Annotated in this window: 15 protein-coding genes; 8 read left to right on the plus strand and 7 right to left on the minus strand. The window is 55.6% G+C overall.

The window, feature by feature from the left end:
- Positions 1-221: 221 nt before the first annotated feature.
- Complete coding sequence (hemA, locus tag GG681_RS09790) at positions 222-1,457, plus strand: 5-aminolevulinate synthase (protein ID WP_153547572.1); 1,236 nt, start codon at positions 222-224, stop codon at positions 1,455-1,457.
- Between the two features lie 129 nt (positions 1,458-1,586).
- Positions 1,587-2,792, plus strand: coding sequence for a helix-turn-helix domain-containing protein (locus GG681_RS09795; protein ID WP_153547574.1), 1,206 nt, complete (start codon positions 1,587-1,589; stop codon positions 2,790-2,792).
- Positions 2,793-2,865: 73 nt separating this feature from the next.
- On the opposite strand, the gene GG681_RS09800 is transcribed toward GG681_RS09795, so the two are convergent.
- Together GG681_RS09800 and GG681_RS09805 are read right to left on the minus strand one after the other, a co-directional pair.
- Positions 2,866-3,630: a DsbA family protein gene (locus GG681_RS09800; protein ID WP_153547576.1), complete on the minus strand. Its 765-nt coding sequence runs from the start codon at positions 3,628-3,630 to the stop codon at positions 2,866-2,868.
- Positions 3,627-4,982 (minus strand): M48 family metalloprotease, encoded by a 1,356-nt coding sequence (locus GG681_RS09805; RefSeq protein ID WP_153547579.1) that lies wholly within the window; start codon positions 4,980-4,982, stop codon positions 3,627-3,629. The genes GG681_RS09800 and GG681_RS09805 overlap by 4 nt, the downstream gene beginning before the upstream one ends.
- Positions 4,983-5,004: 22 nt before the next feature.
- On the opposite strand from GG681_RS09805, the gene GG681_RS09810 reads away from it, so the two are divergent.
- The 3 genes from GG681_RS09810 (at position 5,005) to GG681_RS09820 (ending at position 10,098) form a co-directional block, all read left to right on the plus strand.
- Positions 5,005-6,150, plus strand: coding sequence for a pyridoxal phosphate-dependent aminotransferase (locus GG681_RS09810; protein WP_153547581.1), 1,146 nt, complete (start codon positions 5,005-5,007; stop codon positions 6,148-6,150).
- 56 nt (positions 6,151-6,206) lie between these two features.
- Positions 6,207-7,436, plus strand: a complete 1,230-nt coding sequence (locus GG681_RS09815) for an N-acetylmuramoyl-L-alanine amidase (RefSeq protein WP_153547583.1) — start codon at positions 6,207-6,209, stop codon at positions 7,434-7,436.
- Positions 7,437-7,593: 157 nt separating this feature from the next.
- Positions 7,594-10,098, plus strand: coding sequence for a penicillin-binding protein 1A (locus GG681_RS09820; protein WP_328593329.1), 2,505 nt, complete (start codon positions 7,594-7,596; stop codon positions 10,096-10,098).
- Here the strand turns inward: GG681_RS09820 and GG681_RS09825 are convergent.
- The gene (locus GG681_RS09825) at positions 9,999-12,062 is read right to left on the minus strand and encodes a Hint domain-containing protein (protein ID WP_153547584.1); all 2,064 of its coding nucleotides are present in this window, start codon (positions 12,060-12,062) and stop codon (positions 9,999-10,001) included. The two genes, GG681_RS09820 and GG681_RS09825, sit on opposite strands and share 100 nt — an antisense overlap.
- Positions 12,063-12,250: 188 nt before the next feature.
- On the opposite strand from GG681_RS09825, the gene prfB reads away from it, so the two are divergent.
- Positions 12,251-13,378, plus strand: a complete 1,128-nt coding sequence (gene prfB, locus GG681_RS09830; protein WP_153547802.1) for a peptide chain release factor 2 — start codon at positions 12,251-12,253, stop codon at positions 13,376-13,378.
- A 14-nt stretch (positions 13,379-13,392) separates the two neighbouring features.
- Here prfB and GG681_RS09835 read toward each other — a convergent pair whose 3' ends face one another.
- Positions 13,393-14,193, minus strand: a complete 801-nt coding sequence (locus GG681_RS09835; RefSeq protein ID WP_153547586.1) for a helix-turn-helix domain-containing protein — start codon at positions 14,191-14,193, stop codon at positions 13,393-13,395.
- A gap of 240 nt (positions 14,194-14,433) precedes the next feature.
- On the opposite strand from GG681_RS09835, the gene GG681_RS09840 reads away from it, so the two are divergent.
- The gene (locus tag GG681_RS09840) at positions 14,434-14,859 is read left to right on the plus strand and encodes a hypothetical protein (protein ID WP_153547588.1); all 426 of its coding nucleotides are present in this window, start codon (positions 14,434-14,436) and stop codon (positions 14,857-14,859) included.
- A gap of 79 nt (positions 14,860-14,938) precedes the next feature.
- Here GG681_RS09840 and ilvN read toward each other — a convergent pair whose 3' ends face one another.
- On the minus strand, positions 14,939-15,502 hold the full coding sequence (gene ilvN / locus GG681_RS09845; RefSeq protein ID WP_153547590.1) for an acetolactate synthase small subunit: 564 nt from the start codon (positions 15,500-15,502) through the stop codon (positions 14,939-14,941).
- A gap of 63 nt (positions 15,503-15,565) precedes the next feature.
- Positions 15,566-17,317 carry an acetolactate synthase 3 large subunit gene (locus GG681_RS09850; protein ID WP_153547592.1) on the minus strand — a complete coding sequence of 584 codons (1,752 nt, stop codon included), beginning with the start codon at positions 17,315-17,317 and terminating at the stop codon, positions 15,566-15,568.
- 397 nt (positions 17,318-17,714) lie between these two features.
- On the opposite strand from GG681_RS09850, the gene GG681_RS09855 reads away from it, so the two are divergent.
- A complete protein-coding gene (locus GG681_RS09855) occupies positions 17,715-18,080 on the plus strand; it encodes a bleomycin resistance protein (RefSeq protein ID WP_235899842.1) in 366 nt (121 codons plus the stop codon).
- Here the strand turns inward: GG681_RS09855 and GG681_RS09860 are convergent.
- Positions 18,077-18,721, minus strand: a complete 645-nt coding sequence (locus GG681_RS09860) for a response regulator transcription factor (RefSeq protein ID WP_153547596.1) — start codon at positions 18,719-18,721, stop codon at positions 18,077-18,079. The genes GG681_RS09855 and GG681_RS09860 overlap by 4 nt on opposite strands.
- Positions 18,722-18,741 lie beyond the last annotated feature (20 nt).

An 18,741-nucleotide genomic window follows, 5' to 3' on the forward strand; every position in this document is an offset into this window, starting at 1 on the left:
AAACGCCCGGCCATTTGAAGATACTACCAAAATGTCGGTTTTGTGACGTTTGACCGCATGGCAGATTAGAATCATTATTGATTTAAGCATGTGTGAATGCTTATTTGACTTGCATCAAGGCAGCGGGACTGTCGCGTTGTAAACCATTTTGCGGATCGGTTACGGGCCGCAAGGCGTCTGACAGCAAAGACGTGGTTGCACGGGGAAACCGCAACTTAGGTATGGAGACTATCGTGGACTACACCGCGCAACTCGACGCTGCACTAAATCGCCTTCATGAAGAGGGGCGCTACCGCACGTTCATCGATATCGAACGTCGCAACGGCCAGTTTCCCCATGCGATGCGCACCCGTGAAGATGGATCCCAGCAAGAGATCACTGTCTGGTGTGGTAACGATTATCTGGGCATGGGGCAGCATCCGGTTGTTCTGAAAGCAATGCATGAAGCGATTGATGCAACTGGCGCAGGTTCCGGCGGAACCCGCAATATCTCTGGCACCACCGTATATCACAAAGAGCTCGAAGCTGAGCTGGCCGATCTGCACCAGAAAGAAGCGGCGCTGCTGTTCACCTCGGCCTATATTGCCAATGACGCATCGCTTTCGACCCTGCCCAAACTGTTTCCCGGTCTCATTATCTATTCTGATGAGCTGAACCACGCGTCGATGATCGAAGGGGTGCGCCGCAACGGTGGCGCAAAACGTATCTTCCGCCACAATGACGTTGCGCATCTGCGTGAATTGCTCGAAGCCGACGATCCCAAAACGCCCAAGCTGATCGCCTTTGAATCTGTCTATTCCATGGATGGCGATTTTGGCCCGATCAAAGAGATCTGCGATCTGGCAGATGAATTTGGAGCGCTGACCTATCTGGATGAGGTGCACGCGGTGGGCCTGTATGGTCCGCGCGGTGGCGGTGTCAGCGAGCGTGACAATCTTGTGGATCGTCTCGACATTATCAATGGCACGCTGGGTAAGGCGTTTGGGGTGATGGGCGGCTATATCGCAGCCTCTGCAAAGATGTGTGATGCCATTCGCTCTTATGCGCCGGGCTTTATCTTTACCACCTCGCTGGCACCTGCGGTTGCTGCGGGTGCGGCGGCCTCGATCGCCTATCTGAAAGAGGCACAGCATCTGCGCGACAAGCATCAGGAACATGCAAATGTTCTGAAGCTGCGCCTAAAGGGACTGGGCATGCCGATCATTGATCACGGTTCGCACATCGTGCCGGTGATTGTTGGAAATCCTGTGCACACCAAAAAGCTCAGCGATATGCTTTTGGATAACCACGGTATCTATGTGCAGCCAATCAATTACCCAACTGTGCCGCGCGGAACCGAGCGTCTACGCTTTACCCCGTCACCTGTTCACGGATTTGGCGATATTGATAAGCTCGTTCGCGCTATGGACGAACTTTGGTCTCATTGTGCGCTTAATCGTGCCGAACTTACCGGTTAACGTAGACTTCTGTGTAAAAAAATTCTGAGTGTGTTATCTTTCCATCAACGAAAGAGTTTAGTTGAGTCGAAATATCGACAAACAAAAGACTCACGTTGATTGCGGCAGGTTAAAGATGGGACAGCAAGGATGATTGGGCGCCTCACAAAGCGCGGGTCCAAGGCGGGTGCAGATGTGTCTGCGCCCAAGAGCTTCGACGACTTCGAGTTGAAGCTGGGTGATGTCATGCGTGGCGAACGGGCCACCATGGGCAAGTCACTTCTGGACGTGCAGCGAGAGCTCAGGATCAAGGCCTCCTATATTGCTGCAATTGAAAACACCGACCCTTCTGTTTTTGACACCCCCGGTTTTATTGCAGGCTATGTGCGCTCTTACGCGCGTTACCTGAATATGGATCCAGACCGTGCTTTCAGCGCCTTCTGCGAAGAGAGCGGGTTTGAGGTAGCGCACGGCATGTCTGCGGATGCCTCAAGTCGCAAGCCTAACATGGCTGGCGCGCCGGCGCTGGGTGGCCTTGGCAGCGATGCCTTTACCTCTCCCAATACCCCATTTGCGCCCGTCAGCGGCAGCGTGTTGAGCCAGATTGATCCGCGTGCAATCGGATCGCTTGTGGTGCTGCTCGCACTGATTGGTGGCATCGGCTATGGTGCGATGGCCGTGCTCAAAGAGGTGCAGCAGGTACAGTTTGCACCGGTTGAACAGGTGCCTGTGGTGCAGGCTGAGCTTGATCCGCTGCAAAACGTGCTGAGCGCTGATCCCGAAACCAGCGCAGATCTTGCTGCGCAGGCCTTGGATCGTTTGTATCGCCCGCCTGCATTGGATGTGCCGGTGCTGGTGTCGCGCGATGCACCGATTTCCACACTGGATCCCAATCAATTTGGCAATTTTGTCACCCAGGAACGCCCAAGCCTGAGCTTTGCCGAAGCTGGCATTTCTGCGCCCGAGGAAGAAACCATTGCAGCCACCACGCCCCAGGTTGTGGCCGACGCTGCGCCTTCTTTGACGATGGTTGCTGTGCGCCCGTCCTGGGTTCAGGTGACGGCGGCGGACGGCCATGTTCTGTTTGAAGCGATCATGGAAACCGGACAAAGCTATGAGGTGCCTTTGACGGAAAACGCACCAAAACTGCGCACCGGTGAAAGCAGCGCGATTTATTTTGCCACGAACGAAGGCCAATATGGCCCGGTTGGCGGCCGGGGGCAGGTCAGCAAAAATGTTGAACTGTCGGTCGTGTCGGTTGCGGAACAGTTCGCATCGGTTGATATCGAAGACGAGCAACATCAGCTGCTGGCCAAAGTGGTTGCTGAGCTTCAGGGCGCTGAGACGATCGAGTAAGCTAGATCTTCGTTTCTCGCATTAAAAAGGGCACCCGATCGGGTGCCCGTTGTTTTTCAGACATCTGAATTGATCAGCCGCGCTCTGCGCGTTGCTCATCGATCATTGCTTTCATCTGATCCATTGGCAGGTAACCGCGCACCATCTCATCCCCCAAAATAAAGGTAGGAGTGCCAGAAATTGCCATGTTTTGCGCCAACGCACGGGTGCGGCGCAGCTCTTGGGTGACTTTTTTATCCGACATCTTGGCTAAGATGGCCGCTGAATCGTAGCCCAGTCCATCGGCGAGGCGCGACAGCACAACATCGCTTGGCTCACCGGGCAAATCGATCAACGCATCATGGATCGCCTTATAGGCTTCGAGCCCCTCGACGTGTTTGGCCGCAATCGCAAAACGGGATGCGGTTACGGAAGATTCACCCAGAATTGGGAACTCTTTGATCACCAGACGGATGTTGCCATCTTGTGCCATCAGCTGCTCAACCTCGGGTTTGGCGCGGCGGCAGAAACCACAGCGGTAGTCCATAAATTCTACCACGGTGATATCACCTTCGGGGTTGCCGCCGACCCAGGAATAGCCGTCATCGACCAGTTCAGCGAGGTTATGCTGCACCAGCGCTTTGTCACGTTCGCCTTCTGCAACGGCGTTTCTCTGTTCCAAAATGTCGATGGCTTCTAAAATAACCTGCGGGTTTTCCAACAGATATGCACGCACCTGCGCGCCAAACTCTGCGCGTTCTTCCGTGCTCATGCTGTTGATGTCAAAGGCTTGCGCGGGCAGGGCTACGCCTAGAGCCAGTGCAGCCGCGCCTGCGGTTTTTTTCAAATGAGAAATCATCGTCTTCTCTTCCTTTTTTCAGCTTGCTCTGCCGCAACCAGCACATCCTGTGCCCGGCGCCATGCCGCAGAACCCGTAGGGAGCAGGCCAGTGGCCCGTTTTGCGTGAATACCTGCATCTGCCAGTCGCCCGCGCAAGGCATAACGTTCTGCGGTCACCAATGAGGCGAGCCCGTTTTGCCCGGTCTGTGCGTAGGCCTGCGCCATGGCACGCAGCAAGATATTATTTCTGAAATCAATAGATCGTGCTTTTTCCAATGTTTTCAAGGCGGCACGTGGATTTCCTGCCGCAAGCTGCGCCCGACCCAAGCTTGCGAGTATCAGCGGATCACGCGGCAGCGATTTTGCAGCGCGCTGATAGGTCGCAACCGCTTCGCCCCAGCGGCGGTTTTCCATCAGGAACTGCCCTTTGAGTTCCAGATAAAACCCATCATTGGGGCGCACACGCAACGCGCTATCAATGGAGTGCAGCGCTTTGTTCAGTTTGTTGGTGCGGTGATAGGCCACCGCTTCGCGCATCAGGCGCACGTCTTTATAAGGTTCCGCCGTGGCGCGCCGCATGGTCCATTTGGGCGCGCGCAGAAATGCCGAAAGCTTGCCCTGAACCCGTGCCAGCCAATAGGCCGCTTTGGGATCTGCTTTACCCTTGTCGCCATAGGTCGCCACAAATGCCTTGGTGGCGCGGATCCGATCACGGCTCAGCGGGTGGGACCTGGCATAGGGATCTTGCGTTCCGGCGTTCAAAAATTCCTGTCCGGCAAAGAGTTCTTGCACTTGCTGCATGCCGCGAATGGGAATGCCCGCCTGATGCATCACGGATGCGGCGGTACGGTCGGCGGCGCTTTCTTCGGCGCGGGTATGTGACAGAAAACTGCGCTGCGCCGAATTTTGTGTTCCCAGCGCAATGCCCACTGCGGCCTCGCTTGAGCCAGCCGCGGCAGCCAGTGCCGCCAGCGCCACACCAAGCCCCGCGGCAGTGCTGGTAGAACGCAGGTTTTGCAAACGCCGCGCCAGGTGACCATTGGTGATATGGGCCGCCTCATGGGCGATCACGGCCTGCAACATTTCTGGCGTTTTAACCCGCTGGATAAGCCCGTGATGGATAAAAATGGTTTTATGATCAATCACAAAGGCGTTGAGCGACGAATCGTTTACCACCAGAACCCGCACCCGTTTGGGGTTCAGCCCCGAGGCGCGCAGCACCGGTGCCGCCAGTTGCGATAGCCCATATTCTATGTCTGCATCGCGCAACAACGAGATAGATTGCGCCTGTACCGCTGACGCAAAAAACAGAAAAAAACCGATCATCAATGCTGGGATTGACGTCAGTCGATATACACGATCAAAGGTCATGGGTGCACCTTGGGAGATTGCTATGCGAAACTCAACCCGATCCAATGTGGATCCCTTCATTGTGATGGATGTGATGGAAGCTGCGCGCCGCGCCGAAGAGGGCGGACGCCATATTATCCACATGGAAGTGGGACAGCCGTCCACCGGCGCGCCCAAGGCCGCCCGTCGCGCATTGGCGGATGCGCTGGATCAGGACGCGCTTGGCTATACCGTTGCGCTGGGGATCCCTGAACTACGTCAACGTATCGCGCGTCTTTACGGGGAGTGGTATAATGTGGATCTCAACCCAGAGCGCGTGGTGGTGACGCCGGGGTCGTCGGGTGCATTCACACTGGCGTTTACCTCGCTGTTTGACAGCGGTGACCGGGTTGGCATTGGTGCGCCGGGTTATCCGTCTTATCGTCAGATCCTGCATGCGCTTGGTTATACTCCGGTTGATATTGAAACCGCGCCGGAAAACCGCCTGCAGCCAGTGCCCGCCGATTTTGGTGATCTCAATCTTGCGGGGCTGATGGTTGCATCCCCTGCAAATCCAACCGGCACAATGCTGGGCCATGATGCGCTGAAATCGCTGATTGATGCCACCCATGCGCAGAACGCGGCGTTTATCTCGGATGAGATTTATCACGGGCTTGAATATGAGGCCAAAGCCGTCACCGCGCTTGAAATCACCGATGACTGTTATGTGATCAATTCATTCTCCAAGTTTTTCTCGATGACGGGCTGGCGCGTGGGCTGGATGGTTGTGCCCGAAGATCACGTGCGTGTGGTGGAACGCATCGCGCAGAACATGTTTATCTGTGCGCCACATGCCAGCCAGGTCGCTGCATTGGCTGCGCTCGACTGCGAAGATGAATTGCGTGAAAATATCGCCGTTTACGCGGCGAACCGAAAGTTGATGCTCGACGGGTTGCCACAGGCGGGGTTCACCAAGATCGCGCCACCGGATGGAGCATTCTACATTTATGCGGATGTGTCTGAACTGACCCAGGACAGCCGCGCCTTTGCGCAAGAGATCCTCGACAAGGCAGGCGTTGCGGTGACGCCGGGGCTTGATTTTGATCCCAAGCGCGGGGCAACAACATTGCGGTTTTCTTATGCGCGTTCAACTGCGGATATCGAGGAAGGGCTTGCGCGGCTCAAAACCTTTATGGCGGCGCGCGGCTGATCAGGGTTTATTGAAACACGCCTTATCAAGGCAGATCAACGAGGCAGGTAACACATATGCGGCGTCTACTATCATGGGTGTTGAGCGCGGTTTTGCTGGCTGGGGTTGCTGGGGCACAGGAATTCAGCGGGCTTGCGCGTATTGATGCGCCTGCCAGCGGGATCGAACTCAGTCGTGGCGGTGCAGACCTTACCTTGCAGCTAAGCCAGGGGGTGCCCTATCGGGTGTTCACATTGGATGCGCCCCGGCGCCTGGTGCTCGATTTCCAAGAAGTGGACTGGACTGGGCTGCAGCCTGAGCAATTGCTGGCAGACAGGCATGTGGTATCTGCGCAATTTGGCACCTATGTGCCGGGCTGGTCGCGGCTTGTGCTCGAGCTGGCGCAGCCGATGCAGGTGAAAACCGCTGATCTTTCGGTTGATACGGTGACCGCTGCAGCGCAGTTGAAAATTGCGCTGACACCGGTGGATGAGGCGACCTTTGCAGCACGCGCAGGTGCACCTGTTGATCCGCGCTGGGATTTGCCCGCAGCTGAGCCGTTGCCGGTGCCAAATACCCGCCCCAGTGATGCGCCGCTGATGGTGGTTCTTGATCCCGGACACGGCGGTATTGATCCCGGCGCGCAGGTGAAAAATGACCGTTTCGAGATCGATGAAAAAGAGCTGGCTCTGCAATTCGCGTTAGAGCTTGGGGAAATCCTGCTGCGCTCCGGCCAGTTTGATGTGCGCCTGACGCGCAACGATGACTACTTTGTGTCGCTTGAACGCCGCATAACGCTCGCGCATCAGGCCAAGGCGGATGTGTTTATCTCGATCCATGCGGATTCGTTGTCAGCTGGTTATGCCCATGGCACCACAATTTACACTTTGTCGGACGAAGCATCTGATGTGGCCTCCGCCAAACTTGCAGAGCGCCAACAGCGCAGCCAGCTTTTGGCGGGCACAGATCTGAGCGATACCGATGATCAGGTCGCGGATGTTTTGCTGGATCTTGCGCGGGTTGAAACCCATCCGCGGTCGCTGCATCTGGCGCAGTCGGTGGCGGATGGCATGGCAGAGAAGGGCGGGCCAATGAATCGCAGGCCTTTGCGCTCAGCCGGGTTTTCCGTGCTGAAATCAGCTGATATTCCATCAGTTCTGATTGAGATCGGCTTTTTGTCGAGCCCGCGGGATCTGGAAAACCTGATGGATCCTGACTGGCGGCGGCGTTCAGCCTTTGGCATTTTGAACGGGCTATTGGCCTGGCAGGAACAAGACGCTGCACAAAAGACGCTTGTGCGCCAATAATGCGCAAAACCGCCGATGCAGGTGGGCGGGCTCACGGATCATTTGAATATATGATAAGATAATAACGCAGATTTGCGGCGGCTTTTGCAAACTTCCCGTTTTGACGCTGCCGATTGGGACGCCTATATAGGCGCAATGCTGCAAGCGAGGCTTTAACGTGCTCAGGTTCTTTTTGTCCTTTTGGGGCGCCATCTTTTCCACATTGACCATGGGGATCGCGGCGATTGCGATCACTGTGGGGGGTATCTTCTGGTTTTATGGCCGTGATCTGCCAAGCCACGAATCCTTGGCGCGCTATCAGCCACCCACCATCAGCCGGATTTATTCCGGTGAAGGCGAGCTGATCGACGAATTTGCCAAAGAGCGCCGCCTGTTCACAGCCTCAGAGGATGTGCCAGATCTGGTCAAACAGGCGTTTATCTCAGCGGAAGATAAAAACTTCTACGTGCACCAAGGCTACGACATGCGCGGCATCGCTGCCGCGGCCTATGAGGCGGTACGTTCGCGCGGCAGCAATGTGCGCGGGGCCTCGACCATTACCCAGCAGGTGATGAAAAACTTCCTGCTTGATGGCAGCCGACGCGCCGAACGTAAAATCAAAGAGATCATTCTGGCCTCCCGTCTGGAAGATACGCTCGATAAGGAAGCGATCCTTGAGCTTTATCTCAACGAAATCTTCCTGGGGCAGAACTCTTATGGGGTGACTGCGGCGGCGCAGACCTATTTCAACAAAACCCTGGGCGAGCTGGAGCCGCATGAGGCGGCGACATTGGCTTCGATGCCCAAAGCCCCGTCTGATTACCATCCGGTGCGGCGCAAAGAGCGGCTGCTGAAGCGGCGTAACTTTGTTCTGAAAGAGATGTATGAAAACGGCTACCTGTCTGAGGCCGTGTATGAAGTGGAACGCGCCCAGCCGCTGCGTTCGGTGCAAAATGGCGATTTCGAAAGCTTCCGCACCGCATTGCCACCGCGCGATTATTTCACCGATGAGATCCGCCGCCAGCTGTCTGACGATTTTGGCGAGGGTGAGTTCTTTACCGGTGGCTTTACTGTGCGTGCAACCATTGATGCGGAAATGCAGGCAGAAGCCGCTTTGGCCATGCGCACCGGTCTTGAAAAATTCGACCGTCAGCGCGGGATCTGGCACGGCACCGATGTAACGCTGCCAGAAAGCGCGCTCGCGGATGAGGATAGCTGGCGCGCCGCGCTTTCTGACGCCAAAGTGCCACGCGACATCACCCTTGGAGGCAGCTGGTATCCGGCGGTGGTGCTTGAGGTGGCTGACCAAAGTCTGAGCGTGGGTGTTGAAGGTCATTCCGAAATCGGATCTGTCCCGCGTTCAGATATCAAATGGCTCAAAGGCAACTTCTTTGACAATTTCACCCGCGGTGATGTGGTGCTTGTACGGGGGGTAACCCGCGACGACGGCAGCGTTGAACGCTGGTCGCTGCGTCAGGTGCCCGAGGTGCAGGGTGGCTTTGTTGCGATGGATGTGAACACTGGCCGCGTGATTGCGATGCAGGGTGGGTTCTCGTACCAGCATTCGGTGTTTAACCGCGCAACCCAGGCGCAGCGTCAGCCAGGATCGAGCTTTAAGCCGTTTGTTTATGCTGCCGCGCTTGACAGTGGCTACAGCCCTGCAACCATCGTTGTGGATGCGCCGATTGAAATCAACACGCCGCAGGGCCTGTGGCGGCCGAAAAACTCCTCCAACAAATTCTATGGCCCAACACCGCTGCGTACCGGGATTGAACAGTCTCGTAACCTGATGACCATCCGATTGGCACAAGAGGTCAGCATGGAAGTGGTTGCGGGCTATGCAGAACGTTTTGGCGTTTATGATCGGATGGGGGCGTTTTTGGCGAACTCTTTGGGAGCCGAAGAAACCACGCTTTATAAAATGGTGGCGGCCTATGCGATGTTTGCCAACGGTGGTGAGCGGGTCGAACCAACGCTGGTTGACCGAATTCAGGACCGTTCTGGACGCACGATTTACCGCCACGACGGCCGCGACTGTGTAGATTGCGCCGCTGCGACATTGGGTGAGGGGCGTTTGCCGCGCATTGAAACCCACCGTGAGCAGGTGATGGATCCCATTACGGCCTATCAGCTGACCTCGATGATGAAAGGTGTGGTTGATCGCGGTACTGCAAGTTCGGTCATCAACCTGCCGGTGCCTGCGGCGGGTAAAACAGGGACCACCAATGATTCCCGCGATGCATGGTTTGTGGGCTTTACCTCAAACATCGTGGCAGGGTGTTACATCGGCTATGACCAGCCGCGTCCGATGGGGCGGGGTGCTTATGGCGGCACGCTCTGCGGGCCGGTGTTTCAGCAGTTCATGACCAAAGCGACCGAAAAATTCGGCGGCGGCCGGTTCCGGGTGCCTGAGGGCGGTCACTTCATCAAGATTGACCGTTTCACCGGCGCGCGCCTGGCGGATGATGCGTCAGGTGAATATGTGGTTGCGGAATATTTCCGTGACGGCGACGAGCCGATCTTTGGCGTGACCTTTGATGGTGGCTTTGCCATGGGGTCCAACCTGCCGCTGTTTGAAGAGGCTCAGCAAACCGGACGCCGGGTAAAGACATCCAGCGGTGGCACCGCGGTTTTGGGGCCAAAGGCCAATTTTGGCACTGTGAGCTCGGGCGGTTTGTACTGACGTAGCAATTTCGCTTCACGTGTGGTGAGGCAGAGACGGGCGGTTTCCATGTATTCCGCCCGTTTCATTTTATGGCGCGTCAGTGCCTGCTCCAGATCCAGATCCTGTTCCGCTGTCAGCGTCTCGATCGCGGTTTTTCCCGGAAAGAAACTTTCTGCTGCGATGCCATTGGCATAAAGAATATCGTGCTGCGGTGTGAGCAGATGGACATAGGTGATTGCGGCGCAGGGCACGCGGTAGATATGGCGGTGATCCACCAACGCCTGAGCGGGGATCAGAACCTCGTCTTCGCCAAACAGCAGCTCAGCTGAGGCGCTTTTGTGCAGGATACGGTGTTGCGGGGAGACCAGCAGCGATGCGCCATCGCTGTGGTGGTTGTCGATGCAGATGGGCGCGGCAGAGCCGGTCGCCTCAACCGTGACCGAGCTGATCCAGACCAGCGGCTGGTCGCCATTGTCACGGGTTGAAATAAGGTCGCCTGCCTGTAGCGTTTCAACAGCGCGCGGGCCCGTTGGGGTCTCGATCTTTGTGCCGGCGGCGAAACAGATAATGTTTTCGATGCCTGAGAAAGTCACCACGGTGCCATCCAGCAGTGTTGCCGTGCCGGATAGGCTGCCGTCGGGAGTTGTGTTGGTGATATTCAGGCTGCCCGGCTGAAGTTGCCCATTGAAATCAAGCGTGTCGCCCACATCCTGTTCTGTATCGCCGCCTGTAATAGTGAGGGTGCCTGCAGTAGGCTCTCCGGCGTCAACCACTTCGAAGTAGTCATCCCCGGCGTCGCCCTGTGCGCTGTCGCCTTCGGCGACGATGAGGCGATCGTCACCATCGCCCCCGACCAAAGAGTCGTCCCCCGTGCCGCCCGAAATATAGTCATCGCCGCCTTGGCCATAGATTGTATCATCGCCCGCACCGCCAAACAGCGTGTCATTATAGGGATCCGGCGTTTGTGCAGGCATGGTAAACGTAATGTTGCCAACGGTGTAGTCAGAGCCGTCGGTTCCATCCGTCTGCATGTTGGCGCTGAGCACGAGCTGGTCAAAGGACCCAACATCGCTGATGGACACTATGCCAGAGTCGCCGCCGCTGCTGGCTGAAAAATCCCCTTCGGCGACCAGAACCCCATCATTGTAGACCTGCCAGTGACCTTCTTCGTTGTGGCTGTCGAACAGGTGTTCAAATTGAAAGGAGGCGGAGGTGACATCATTGTCAAAGTCGACGAACAGCTTTTCCGTTTGCCCGCTGGCCATATCGTAGCCGATTTGTTCCGGCACATAGCTGTCGGAGTCTGAGATGCTTCCTGCGACGCCAAAGTTGCCGCCATAGAAAGAAATGTCGCTTGCGTTGGGGGTGCCGCCAATGAGTTGCGCCGTGACCGTAAAGCCTGAACCCGTGTCTGACACATTGCTGGCGGTGATTGTGTCGGTCACGCCGTTGAGATCTGCTTCGGAGCTGCTGTCGCCATAAATAACATCATTGCCGGCACTGCCGCTAATGCTGTCTGCGCCGCCACCCCCAAACACGGTGTCGTTGCCAGCGCCCGCATCAACCGTATCATCGCCACCACCGGCAAGAACAAGATCATCATTGCCGCTTCCAGCGCCAAGCCCATTGTCGATCTGGTCGCCATCATTGTCGACATAGCTTGCATCAATAACTTCGCCACTGTCGGTGCCATCAATTGCGCCATCCAGCAGCGAATAATTCGGTGCGTTGCCCACGCTTGCACTGCTGAGGGTATCTACCGGCCCCGCATGTGGGATAAAGTAGAGATTGCCATCAGTGCCCAGCGTATAATCGCCTGCTTCTTCGAAATTGCTGTAGATATTGGCGTTATCGGTCCCGCTCCAGAACCATGTTCCGGTGCCGATGTATTCATCAGTGTTGAAAGTTGTGTAGGCACCACTGATCGTATCACCGGTATCCAGGTTGCTATCCCCTAGAGTGACCAAATATCCCTGTGCCATTGACGCCTACCTCGCTAACGAATGTCTCTCAAACAGTGACTGAAGATATTAAGCGCAGATGGTTTATGATTTCTTTCGCCAGCGGGTTTCTTGGCGGCAGTACCGGATTGCTGTGTATGCACATGCTTGCCCGTTGTGGCGCAGTGGTTTATCACGCCAGCCTGAACACTGTGACAGGAATTTCCACCATGCGCGCCGAAACCCAGACGACTGTGACCGAGATCGAAAAATCGCTTGAACTGCTGGCCCAGCGTCTGAACTGGGAAACGGCTGAATACCGGTTGGAAGAATTTAATGCGCGGGTCGAAGATCCCAACCTTTGGGACAATCCTGAAGCAGCGCAAAAATTGATGCGCGAACGTCAGTTGCTGGTGGATTCCATTGATACCTACAAAGGGATCAAACAGGATTTGGCGGACAATATCGAACTGATTGAGCTTGGCGAGATGGAAGATGACAATGAAGTCATCGCAGACGCCGAGGCAGCACTGAAAAACCTGCGTGAAACTGCGGCTGAAAAAGAGCTTGAGGCACTGCTTGATGGTGAGGCCGACAGCAATGACACTTTCCTTGAGATCAACTCAGGCGCGGGTGGCACAGAGAGCTGCGACTGGGCGTCGATGCTGGCGCGTATGTATGTGCGGTGGGCCGAAAAGAAAGGCTATACCGTTGAGCTGCAGTCTGAGACCCCGGGCGAAGAAGCGGGCATTAAATCGGTGGCCTATAAAATCACCGGTCATAATGCCTACGGCTGGCTGAAGTCTGAATCTGGCGTGCATCGTCTGGTGCGGATTTCGCCCTATGACTCGGCGGCCAAGCGGCACACATCGTTCAGCTCGGTCTGGGTTTATCCGGTGGTGGATGACAATATCGAAATCGACGTGAACCCCAGCGACATCCGCGTCGATACCTATCGCTCTTCTGGTGCCGGTGGTCAGCACGTGAACACCACCGACTCGGCTGTACGGATCACCCACGTGCCCACAGGTATCGTTGTGACCTCATCCGAGAAGTCCCAGCACCAAAACCGCGACATCGCCATGAAGGCCCTGAAATCGCGCCTGTATCAACAGGAGCTGGACCGCCGCAACGCTGAGATCAACGCAGCCCACGAGGCCAAAGGCGATGCGGGCTGGGGCAACCAGATCCGGTCATACGTTCTGCAGCCCTATCAGATGGTCAAGGACCTGCGTACATCGCACGAGACCTCAGACACCAAAGGGGTGCTGGATGGCGATCTGGATGGGTTCATGGCGGCAACGCTTGCACTGAATGTGTCTGGCAAAAGCCGAGCGGACGCGCAGGCGGAAGACTAAGCGCGTTCATGCGCTCAGCGAAAGACCTCACCGGCGCGCAATAGGTGGCGGTGAAATGGCGGGATCTTATCCACGGTTTTAAATCCTGATTTGCGCGCACATTTCAGGATCCGGTGGGTGTCAGTGCCCAGGTGTTCGTAGATCATTCGCGTTACCCGTTCAGCATGTTCGGTTGCGCGGGTGGAACGGGCAACATAGCCGGACCAGAAATTGCTTTCCATTGACGAGGCGCGGGCAAGATAGTTGAACGAAAAGGTCAATGAATTCTTGCGCGCGATCAACAACGACACGCCGTCCTCATGGGGCAGGGCAAAGCCGCGAAACTCTCTTGTGCTTGTGGTGGTGGGGAGGCCCTGGAACTGTAGGGCTTCTTTGGCCTCAAATCCTTTGACAAAGGTCACCCCGTGCTCGTCGCGGAAAATATAGACGAGGCCTTCCACATATTGATCGGGGGTCACGAAACTGCGGCGGGTAAAATTGTAAAAGCCTGAGGGGAAGATGTCTTCGGGAACGCGTTGCGCGCTGGCACCAAAATAGTCAGCCAAGAACGGCCCGTTCATGATTTTGCCGCCCGGCGACAGCGTCTCGACCGGCTCCAGCAGGATACGTGCGTCCACGCTGAAGTACTGACAAATGCGATCCAGCACATCCGGGCGCGGAAAGCTTTCACCAGCAAGGTAGCGGTTGAATTGAGTTCTGTTGATCCCCAGTTGGCGCGACAGCTCTGAAACAGAGGCGTGACCCTCTGCCAGGCGTCGCAGATTTTCACCAAACACACTGCGCAATTCAACCGGAGATCGTGCTTGACTATTCATTTACACTTGCCCTTTTTAAAAGGGAAGATGCCACAATTATTTGGGTTGTGCGACTATTCTAATCGAATTTTTGCCGTAGTGGCTCTATTTAGCATCACAGTGACGCTCATCAGGGTTAACCTGTTCGTTTTCTGTCACAAAAACTCGGTATAAAAGGCGGAATTGCAAGTACAGTTATCACCCTTCTTATTGGAATATATGATTAATTGATCGTAGGCAGATAGTATGACGAGGGTCAGCATGATTGGTATTGTCTTGTGGTGTGACAGTTCAAAAAATCGGGCTGTGATCTGGTGTGAAGATCACGGTGATCTTGCGTTCTATCGATCTTTGTCTTCTGATGATGCCTGTCTGCACAAAGGCGATTGCGTGACGTTTACGTTGGAGCAGTCAGGTGATTTGCGTCGGGCAACTGATCTGGTTGTACTGGAGCAGGAAAGTCACTCTGCCCTGGCTGCATGCCTCGCAGAAACCGGCCTGACTGACGCAAAAGCGGATCAGTTTGGTGTGCGTTTTGGACGGTTTGCACCGTTGAAAGAGGCGCTGGCTCAGAAATCGGATCCAGAGCAGATGGGACAGATCATACCGTTTCCAGCACAGCGTAGTGAGCCCCGCCGCGCGACATCTTCCGCAGGTGAACAGGCCGGGAAAGTGGTCTTCTTCTGAGGCCTGATTTAAACGCATAGGTATAAAAAAACACGCGCCGATATCGACGCGTGTTTTTTCTTGGTTGGGGTGGCGGTGATTAGGAATCGCCGCGCAACAATGCGGCGACGCCGGTGCGGGCCACCTCCGCCAGGCCCAATGGGCGCATCAGGTCGGCAAAAGCGTCGATCTTGTCAGGAGAGCCGGTGATCTCAAACACAAAGCTGCTCAGCGTGCTATCAACCACGTTGGCGCGGAAAATATCCGCAAGCCGCAGCGCTTCGACACGTTTGTCACCTTCACCAACAACTTTGAAGATCGCAAGCTCACGCTCAACCGGTTTGCCTTCAACGGTGAGATCATGCACCTCACGCACTGGCACAATACGGCCAAGCTGGGTTTTGATCTGTTCGATCACCTGCGGCGTACCTGTGGTGACAATGGTGATACGGCTGAGGTGGTCCGCCTGATCAACCTCGGCCACGGTGAGGCTTTCGATATTGTAGCCACGGCCGGAAAACAGGCCAATCACGCGCGCCAATACGCCGGGCTCGTTCTCCACCACCAGCGCCAGAGTGTGACGCTCCTGCAGGTCAGAGAACGTTGGACGCAGGTTGTAGGCGGAGTGCTTATTTGAACCTTTTTTAATATTTAGAGCAGACATTTAAGTCCCTTTCTTCAAATCGGGGCAGGGTGCGCACACCCTGCAAAACCTGTTTGTCTCAGCTTAAACCAGAACCGCGCCGCCGGCCTGGATCACACCCTGCGTATCCGCTTCGCCCAGGAGCATATCATTATGCGCCTTGCCCGATGGGATCATTGGGAAGCAGTTCTCATGTTTCTCGACGAGGCAGTCAAAAATAACCGGACCATCGTAGTTGATCATTTCCATGATCGCATCATCGAGATCCTTAGGATCAGATACACAGATACCTTTGGCACCAAAGGCTTCGGCGAGCTTTACAAAGTCAGGCAGCGATTCTGACCAGGAGTGGCTGTAGCGTTCGCCGTGCAGAAGCTCTTGCCACTGGCGCACCATGCCGAGCCGTTCGTTGTTCAAGATGAACTGTTTCACCGGCAGGCGATACTGGGCGGCGGTGCCCATCTCCTGCATGTTCATCAGCCAGGACGCTTCGCCGGCCACGTTGATCACCAGCGAGTCCGGGTGGGCAACCTGCACGCCAATGGTGGCCGGGAAGCCATAGCCCATGGTGCCAAGGCCACCAGATGTCATCCAGCGGTTTGGATCTTCAAAGCCGAGGAACTGTGCCGCCCACATCTGGTGCTGGCCCACTTCTGTGGCAACATAACGATCCATACCCTTGGTCAGCGCTTCCAGGCGTTCCAGCGCATATTGCGGCTTGATGGTCTTTTCAGAGGGTGTGTAGCTCAGGCATTTGACCGTGCGCCATTCATCAATCTGGGACTGCCAGTTGGCGATTGCTTCGCGGTTTACCTTGCGGCCACGTGATTTCCACACGGTCAGGATATCTTCGAGCACATGGCCCACGTCGCCAACAATCGGAATATCAACGCGGATCACCTTGTTGATCGAGGATGGGTCGATGTCGATATGTGCTTTTTTCGAGTTCGGGCTGAAAGCATCAATGCGGCCGGTGATCCGGTCGTCAAAACGCGCACCAATGTTGATCATCAGATCACAGCCGTGCATCGCCATGTTGGCTTCATACAGACCATGCATGCCAAGCATACCAAGCCAATTCTTGCCAGATGCAGGATAGGCACCAAGCCCCATCAGCGTGGAGGTGATCGGAATGCCGGTTGCATCCACCAGTTCACGTAAAAGCTGGCTTGCCGCAGGGCCCGAATTGATCACACCACCGCCGGTGTAAAACACTGGGCGCTCGGCCTGCTCGATTGCAGCTACCAGTTCGGTGATCTCTTCCAGGTCACCTTTTACGGCGGGCTGGTAGTGCGATGCGTTTGGCTTTGGCGGCTGATAGGTGCCGGTGGCGAATTGAACATCTTTTGGGATGTCGATCAGAACCGGGCCCGGGCGACCGGATACAGCAACATGGAAAGCCTCATGCAGCGTTCCTGCAAGGCTGTTGGTCTCTTTGACCAGCCAGTTGTGTTTGGTGCAGGGGCGGGTGATGCCAACGGTATCCGCTTCCTGAAAGGCGTCAGAGCCAATCATAAAGGTTGGAACCTGGCCGGTCAGAACCACCAGCGGGATCGAATCCAGCAGCGCATCCGTGAGGCCGGTAACAGCATTGGTCGCGCCAGGGCCCGAGGTCACCAAAACAACGCCGGGTTTCCCAGTAGAGCGCGCATAGCCTTCGGCGGCATGCACGGCAGCCTGTTCGTGACGCACCAGGATGTGGCGGATCTCGTTTTGCTGAAAGATTTCATCGTAAATCGGTAGAACGGCGCCGCCCGGGTATCCGAATACTGTGTCCACACCCTGGTCGATCAGGGCTTGGATAACCATTTTTGCGCCGGTCATTTCACGTGTCATGTGTTTGCTCCAATTAGCGACATCGTTTTACGCGTAGCGTATCTAGCAATAAAAAAGCCCCCGATTTTGTCGGAGGCGCATGGGATCGATTATGGTAAACCGTTACCGGTCCATGCGCATGGTTCCTATAATCACGACTAGGGTCAACATTAGGTGGCTCCGTACTGCGTTGCAGCGACATTATGTGCACCCATTCAGAGCGTCAACCGGCAAAAGGGGTGAAAATGCCGGTTTTGGGAAATTTTATTTCATCTAGGGATTTGTTGGCGACATAAATGGCAAAGTTGGGCAGTGATTGTGACCTGTTTTCACCGTATTTTTGCGTATTCAGCGCAGATTTGCGCGAAACCGTGATAGTTACACGCTGAAAGCCACCTTGAGGTCCATGATGTCTGAGATGAAACAGATTACACCCTTTGTGCTGTGTTCTGATCTAGAACGTCAGATTGGATTTTATACTCTGCTTGGGTTTGTGCTTGGCTTTCAGGCGGACAACTATGCGTTTTTGCGCCGCGACAGCGTGGCGATCCGACTGCTGGAATGCCCGGCCAGAGAGGATGGGCTGGCGCTTGGGCACGATCACTCATTCTATATAGATGTTAAAGATCTGGACGCGCTGTATCGCGAATTGGCTCCGGCGCTTGAAACGCTGCCCACAGAACGTCTGCGTGCGCCATTTGATCAGCCCTACGGGCAACGCGAATTTCATGTGTTGGATGAAGATGGCGCTTTGATCCTGTTTGGAGCGCCCATCGCGGTTTAAAACCCGGCGCTGCCCTGCAACACACCATGTTCAAGCGCATAACGGGTCAGCCCCGCGGTGGAAGAAATCCCTAGTTTACGTTTGATGTTTTTGCGGTGGGTTTCCACTGTGCGCACAGAGATATCCAGCTCGCGCGCCACTTCCTTGTTGGATTTGCCCTGGGCAAGCTGCAGCAAAATGGTCTGCTCACGGCCGGTCAGGGCCTCGCGGTCACTGGTGGTTTTGGGTTTCAGACTGCCCTCGGCACCGGTGCAGAGATAGGTTTTGCCCGCCATCACCGCATCAATGGCCATTTTGATTTCTTCGGTGGGCACATCTTTGAGCACATATCCAACCGCCCCATGGCTGAGCGCGGTAGAGATGTATTCCGGGCTATCATGCATGCTGAGGATCAGAATGCGTGTCTTGGGGGCTTGCTCCAGAATGATTTCTGTTGCGCTTAGTCCGCCAAGGCGCGGCATGTTGAGATCCATCAGAACCACATCAGGGGCGAGGCCGGAAATCTGTTCCACGGCCTCTTGTCCGTCAGTCAGGCAGCCAACAACATCAATATCCTCGTAGCTTTCCAGAATGGATTGGATTCCTTCGGCGACCATTGGATGGTCGTCAACAATTAGAACCCGAACGAGGGCATTGGTCATGGGCAGTCCTCCTTGCACGC

This window comes from Tritonibacter aquimaris (assembly GCF_009617595.1).
Lineage (GTDB): Bacteria > Pseudomonadota > Alphaproteobacteria > Rhodobacterales > Rhodobacteraceae > Epibacterium > Epibacterium aquimaris.

Coding starts and splice junctions, on each gene's coding strand:
- hemA (WP_153547572.1), top strand. CDS start 222: ATGGAGACTATCGTGGACTACACCGCGCAACTCGACGCTGCACTAAAT.
- GG681_RS09805 (WP_153547579.1), bottom strand. CDS start 4,982: ATGACCTTTGATCGTGTATATCGACTGACGTCAATCCCAGCATTGATG.
- GG681_RS09800 (WP_153547576.1), bottom strand. CDS start 3,630: ATGATTTCTCATTTGAAAAAAACCGCAGGCGCGGCTGCACTGGCTCTA.
- GG681_RS09835 (WP_153547586.1), bottom strand. CDS start 14,193: ATGAATAGTCAAGCACGATCTCCGGTTGAATTGCGCAGTGTGTTTGGT.
- GG681_RS09855 (WP_235899842.1), top strand. CDS start 17,715: ATGAAACAGATTACACCCTTTGTGCTGTGTTCTGATCTAGAACGTCAG.
- GG681_RS09840 (WP_153547588.1), top strand. CDS start 14,434: ATGATTGGTATTGTCTTGTGGTGTGACAGTTCAAAAAATCGGGCTGTG.
- GG681_RS09815 (WP_153547583.1), top strand. CDS start 6,207: ATGCGGCGTCTACTATCATGGGTGTTGAGCGCGGTTTTGCTGGCTGGG.
- GG681_RS09810 (WP_153547581.1), top strand. CDS start 5,005: ATGCGAAACTCAACCCGATCCAATGTGGATCCCTTCATTGTGATGGAT.
- GG681_RS09825 (WP_153547584.1), bottom strand. CDS start 12,062: ATGGCACAGGGATATTTGGTCACTCTAGGGGATAGCAACCTGGATACC.
- ilvN (WP_153547590.1), bottom strand. CDS start 15,502: ATGTCTGCTCTAAATATTAAAAAAGGTTCAAATAAGCACTCCGCCTAC.
- GG681_RS09860 (WP_153547596.1), bottom strand. CDS start 18,721: ATGACCAATGCCCTCGTTCGGGTTCTAATTGTTGACGACCATCCAATG.
- GG681_RS09850 (WP_153547592.1), bottom strand. CDS start 17,317: ATGACACGTGAAATGACCGGCGCAAAAATGGTTATCCAAGCCCTGATC.
- prfB (WP_153547802.1), top strand. CDS start 12,251: ATGCGCGCCGAAACCCAGACGACTGTGACCGAGATCGAAAAATCGCTT.
- GG681_RS09795 (WP_153547574.1), top strand. CDS start 1,587: ATGATTGGGCGCCTCACAAAGCGCGGGTCCAAGGCGGGTGCAGATGTG.